This window comes from Bradyrhizobium altum (assembly GCF_020889705.1).
Taxonomy (GTDB): domain Bacteria; phylum Pseudomonadota; class Alphaproteobacteria; order Rhizobiales; family Xanthobacteraceae; genus Bradyrhizobium; species Bradyrhizobium altum.
In genome coordinates this window covers 1-4,989 of record NZ_JACMYP010000416.1, presented here as the reverse complement: position 1 = coordinate 4,989, position 4,989 = coordinate 1, and the positions used below count along the sequence as shown (strand labels likewise).

Sequence of the window (4,989 nt, the reverse complement as noted above, 5' to 3'; positions counted from 1 at the left end):
CGCAGGCGTCAGGGTCGTGATCGCCGATCTCGATGTGGCCGCAGCCTCGGAGCTCGCGCGCGAGTCCGGCGCCGGCGTCGCCGGGCTCGACGTCAGCGATGCCACGGCCGTGCAGGCCGTGATGGCGCAGGACGGCCCGTTCGACATTGTCGTCAACAATGCCGGGGTCGATCAGCACGCCTTCTTCACCGACACCAGTGCGGAGGATTGGTCCCGCTTGATCGCGGTCAATCTCACTTCGGTGCTGGCCTGCACCCACGCCGCGCTGCCGGCGATGCAGGCGGCCCGCTTCGGTCGCATCATCAATGTCACCTCGGAAGCCGCGCGGCTGGGCTCCAAGGGCGGCGCGGTCTATTCTGCGGCCAAGGGCGGCGTGATCTCCTTTACCCGGAGCATTGCGCGTGAGAATGCGCGCTACGGCATCACCGCGAACGCGATCGCACCGGGACCGATTCGGACGCCGATGCTGGAGCAAGCGGTGGCGAAGGGCGGTGACAAGATCCTGCAGGCCATGACCGGTGCGACGCTGCTCGGCCGTCTCGGCGAGCCGGAGGAGGTCGCAGCCGCCGCGCTATTCCTGGCCTCCGATCAGGCGGCCTATATCACCGGCGAGACGCTCGGCGTGTCCGGCGGCATGGGCATCGGGGCCTGAGATGGCGAGCACCGACGACGATATCGCTGTGACGCCGGTCGATCGGGCCATTGAGTGCTTGCGGGCGATCTATCGCGGCTGGACTCGCGAGACATCAGTGGCGCATATGCGCAGCGATTGGGACCAAGCCTTTGCCGGCTGCTCGGTGCCGGTGAGCTGCCAGCCGGTGTCTGCCGACGGTATCGACGGCGAATGGCTGGTGCCGTCACAAGCGCCGCGCGACAAGGCGATCCTCTATTTTCATGGCGGCGGCTTCCGCATCGGCTCGGTTGCCTCGCATCGCGACCTGGCCGCACGGATTGCCGATGCGTCCGGCTGCCGTGTGCTCTCGATCAATTATCGGCTCGCGCCCGAACATCGCTTTCCCGCGGCACTGGATGATGCGCTGACGGCCTATCGCTATCTGCGCGAACAGGGACTGCGTCCGGCGGACGTCGCCTTCGCCGGGGATTCTGCCGGCGGCAATCTCGTGCTTGGCGCGATGCTGGCGGCGAGGGACCGCCGCTTACCGCTCCCAGCGGCCGGCGCGCTGATGTCACCGTGGACTGATCTTGCCGCAACCGGCGCAAGCTATGAGAGCAGGGCCGAGGTCGATCCGATCCACCAGCGCGCGATGATCCTGGCGCTGGCAAGGAACTATCTCGGCAAAGACGGCGACACCCGTGATCCATTGGCCTCGCCGCTCTACGCCGATCTCGCCGGTCTGCCGCCGCTGCTGGTGCAGGTCGGCGACCGCGAGACGGTGCGCGACGATTCAGTGGACCTTGCCGCGCGCGCCAAAGCCGCCGGCGTCGACGTCGAGCTGCAGGTCTGGGACGGCATGATCCACGTGTTCCAGATGTTCCCGGAGATTCCGCAGGCGCGAGAGGCGATCGCATCCCTCGCAGTTTTTCTGCGCAACCATCTTCACGTCGGCCATGAGAGGGCGCCACAATGAACGTCATGACCTCGGATCCGCGCCGGCTTTCTGAGACCGAATTCCATTTCCCGGAGCAGCCCAATCTGCCCGAGGAACTGCGCATGCTGCGCGAGCAGGTCCGCCGCTTCGTCGAGAAGGAGGTGGTGCCGCATGCCGAGGCGTGGGAGCGCGACGGCAAGATCCCGCGCGAGATCTATCGCCGCATGGGTGCGCTCGGCTTCCTCGGCATGCGCCATGCGGCCGAATATGGCGGCACCGACATGGGGCCGCTGGCTTCGATGGTGTTCGCCGAGGAGCTCGGACGCTCGAGCTTCGGCGGCTTCACCTCGTCGATCCTGGTGCATACCGACATGTCGGCGGTGCACATCAGCCTGCGCGGCACGCCGGAGCAGAAGCAGAAATACCTTCCCGCGATTATCAGCGGCGAGACGGTCTGTTCGATCGCGGTGACCGAGCCCGATGCCGGCTCCGACGTCGCAGGCCTCAAGACGCGTGCGCGGCGCGACGGCGATCATTGGGTGATCAGCGGCGCCAAGATGTTCATCACCAATGCGGTCTATGGCGATATCCTGATCGTCGCCGCGCGCACCGATCCACACGCCAGGGGCAGCCGCGGCATCTCGCTGTTCATCGTCGAACGCAACACGCCGGGCATCACGGCAACCAAGCTCGACAAGCATGGCTGGCTCTGCTCGGACACTGCCGAGATTTCGTTCCAGGACGTGCGCGTGCCGGCGGAAAACCTGCTCGGTGAGGAGAACAAGGGGTTCTATGGCATCATGGAGACCTTCCAGAACGAGCGCATCTGCATCGGCGGCATCTGCGCCGGCGAGTCCGCCAAGGCGATCGAGCTGACGACGAACTATGTGAAGACACGGCAGGCGTTCGGCGGCCCGCTCTGGAACCAGCAGGGCGTGCGGCTGAAGCTCGCCCAGCTCGCCGCAAAGGCGGCCGCGGCGCGCGCACTGGCCTATCAGGCTGCCGAGCTCGCGGCGGCCGGGCAGGAGTGTCTGCGCGAAGTGTCGATGGTGAAGGCGCTGTCGCCGGAGGTGCTGCACGAGGTCGTGCATGGCTGCCTGCAACTGCACGGCGGCTCAGGCTTCATGCGCGGCACCCCGATTGAGCGCATGGTGCGCGACGCGCGGGTGCTGACGATCGGCGGCGGCGCCACCGAGGTGATGCTGGAGGAGGTAGCGAAGCGGATGTGAGGGGCGCCAGCACGACCTCTATCGCATCTCCCGCCCGAGCGCCGGTTTCGCTATGGCCCAAATCCGAGCAAACTGCCGCGTTGTCGGTTCAATTCACCGGGTCCTTATGGAGGGCCGCTGCGATCTTCTCGAGGATAGCGTTCGTTCGTTGGGTTTCCGCGACCTGTTGCTCGCAAAGCTCGATGGCTGTGAGCCCAGAGGCGGAGCGTTGGCGATTCAAGCGAACTATCAAAATATATGCGCCGATGAGCATGACGAACGGCCACCACGAGAGCAAAACCGATATCCAATCGCCATGCATCTGAACGTCTCCACCTTGCGGCCGTGCGGCGCTTCAGGAATGCCGTCCAAATGTTAACAAACGAACCTTCGCACGACGATAAATGTATGAAATCCATGCACCTTTACGTTGCGTGTGGTCGGAGCAAATGCTTTAGCCGGTAGGCTTGCCCTGGCCGACCGTCTGCGCCGCGATTCCCGGCTTCAGCCGCCAGTCCTGTCCAAAATCCGCCAGCGGATGGAAGAACAGCGGTTCGGTGGTCTCGACCCGCCGCAGCCGCTCCGCGTAGTCGTTGAGATAGCGGTGCCGCGTCGCCTCGTCGACAAAATTCACCGAATACGACACGAACGGCGGCAGCACCTTGCAGCCGGCATAGGCCAGGGTGCCGTTCTGGATCGGCCACAGCACCACGTCGAGCGCACCGACCAGCCCGTCGGGCGCGCACATGCCGGGATAGGCGGCGGTCGAGGTCACGACCATGGCGCGGCGGCCGGCGAGACCGCCAGTGTCATAACGACGGCCGCTGCCATAGATCGCGCCGTTGACGAAGACGCGGTCGATCCAGCCCTTCATGATGGCCGGAACGGAGAACCACCACAGCGGAAACTGCAGGATCAAGAGGTCGCACCACAACAGCTTCTCGATTTCGTCGGCGATGTCGCCGCTGATCGTCCCATGCTGCAGGTTGTATTTCTGCTCGCGGTCATATTGCAGCCGGTCCGGAAACCGCCGCGTACCGAAGTCTTCGGCGGTCGCCACCGGGTTGAAGCGCATGGCATAGAGATCGGAGATCCTGACCGTATGCCCGAGCGCGGTCAGCTCGGCCACCGACCGCGCCAGCAGCGCCGCGTTGAACGACTGCGCCTCCTGATGGGCAAAGACGATCAGGACCTTCATCGTTCTAGTTCACCGGTTTGAAGCTGAGCGTCGCCGTATCGGCCTGCATGATTTGCAGCTTCTGGTTCGAGAAGCGGACGCCAGGACCGAAGCTGATCGGCGCCATCACGCCGGTCTCGACATTCCTGGTCTTCTCCAACTCCGAGATGGTGCAGGCCCAGGTCGGTTGCTTGCCGCAGCGCTCGATCGCTGCGATCAAAACCTTCGCGGCGGCATAGCCGGTCATGGTGTAGCGGTTGATGCCCTTGAACTCGGCTTCCGACACCAGCGGCTTGGCCTTCTCGAGGAACGCCTTGCCGGCCGCACCGGCGAACGGTTCGACATAGTCGACCGCGTAGATGCCGTCGCCGGCCGGGCCCATCAGCTTCAGCACCGGCTCGATGCGGCCGGGCCAGAAGATGCCGGTCACCGGCTTGATGCCGAGCTTCTCGAGCTCCTTCATCATCGCGATGTTCTCGGCGATGATGCCGCCGGCCAGGAACACCTCGGCGCCGGTCTCCTTGAGCTGGAGCATGTCGGACGAGAAGTCCTGCTGGCCCTTCTTGTAATTTCCGCTGTAGACGATGTTCAGCTTCTTGGCCTTGACTACGGAATCGAAGCCGTCGCGCACCGTGATGCCGTAATCGTCGTCCTGGGTGATCAGGCCCCATTTCTTGCCGGGGTTCTTGTCGGCAAGGAAATTGACGAGGTGGATGATGCCTTCCTCGTAGGATTGGCCGACCACGAATACGTTCTTGCGCGGCGGCTCCCACAGGAATTTCACCGGCGCGACGTCGATCACGGTCGGGATGCCGGATTTCTCCAGCACCGGCATGACGGCGATCGACTGGCCCGAGCCGGAGATCCCGATCATCGCGAACACCTTGTCGACGTCGATCACCTTCTTGACGCCCTGGATGGTGCGCGCGGTGACGTAGCCGTCGTCCTCCAGCACGTACTTGATCTTGCGGCCGTTGATGCCGCCGGCGGCATTGGCCTCGGCGATTGCGATCTTGTGGCCGATCGAGGCCGCGACGCCGAGCAGCGCCGGTGG

The 4,989-nt window shown here is 64.7% G+C and carries 5 protein-coding genes; 3 read left to right on the top strand and 2 right to left on the bottom strand.

Features of this window, described 5'->3' with window-relative positions; translation table 11 throughout:
* The 3 genes from H8B02_RS45205 to H8B02_RS45195 form a co-directional block, all read left to right on the top strand.
* On the top strand, positions 1 to 652 hold a 652-nt coding region (locus tag H8B02_RS45205; RefSeq protein WP_229172204.1), incomplete at its 5' end, for an SDR family NAD(P)-dependent oxidoreductase.
* Between the two features lies 1 nt (position 653).
* On the top strand, positions 654 to 1,589 hold the full coding sequence (locus tag H8B02_RS45200) for an alpha/beta hydrolase (protein ID WP_229172203.1): 936 nt from the start codon (positions 654 to 656) through the stop codon (positions 1,587 to 1,589).
* On the top strand, positions 1,586 to 2,779 hold the full coding sequence (locus H8B02_RS45195; RefSeq protein WP_229172202.1) for an acyl-CoA dehydrogenase family protein: 1,194 nt from the start codon (positions 1,586 to 1,588) through the stop codon (positions 2,777 to 2,779). Before H8B02_RS45200 ends, H8B02_RS45195 begins: the two co-directional genes overlap by 4 nt.
* Positions 2,780 to 3,212: 433 nt before the next feature.
* On the opposite strand, the gene H8B02_RS45190 is transcribed toward H8B02_RS45195, so the two are convergent.
* Together H8B02_RS45190 and H8B02_RS45185 are read right to left on the bottom strand one after the other, a co-directional pair.
* Entirely contained in the window at positions 3,213 to 3,956 is a 744-nt protein-coding gene (locus H8B02_RS45190) for an NAD(P)H-dependent oxidoreductase (protein WP_229172201.1), read from the bottom strand.
* Positions 3,957 to 3,960: 4 nt separating this feature from the next.
* A partial coding sequence (locus tag H8B02_RS45185) for an ABC transporter substrate-binding protein (protein WP_229172200.1) occupies positions 3,961 to 4,989 on the bottom strand: 1,029 nt, incomplete at its 5' end.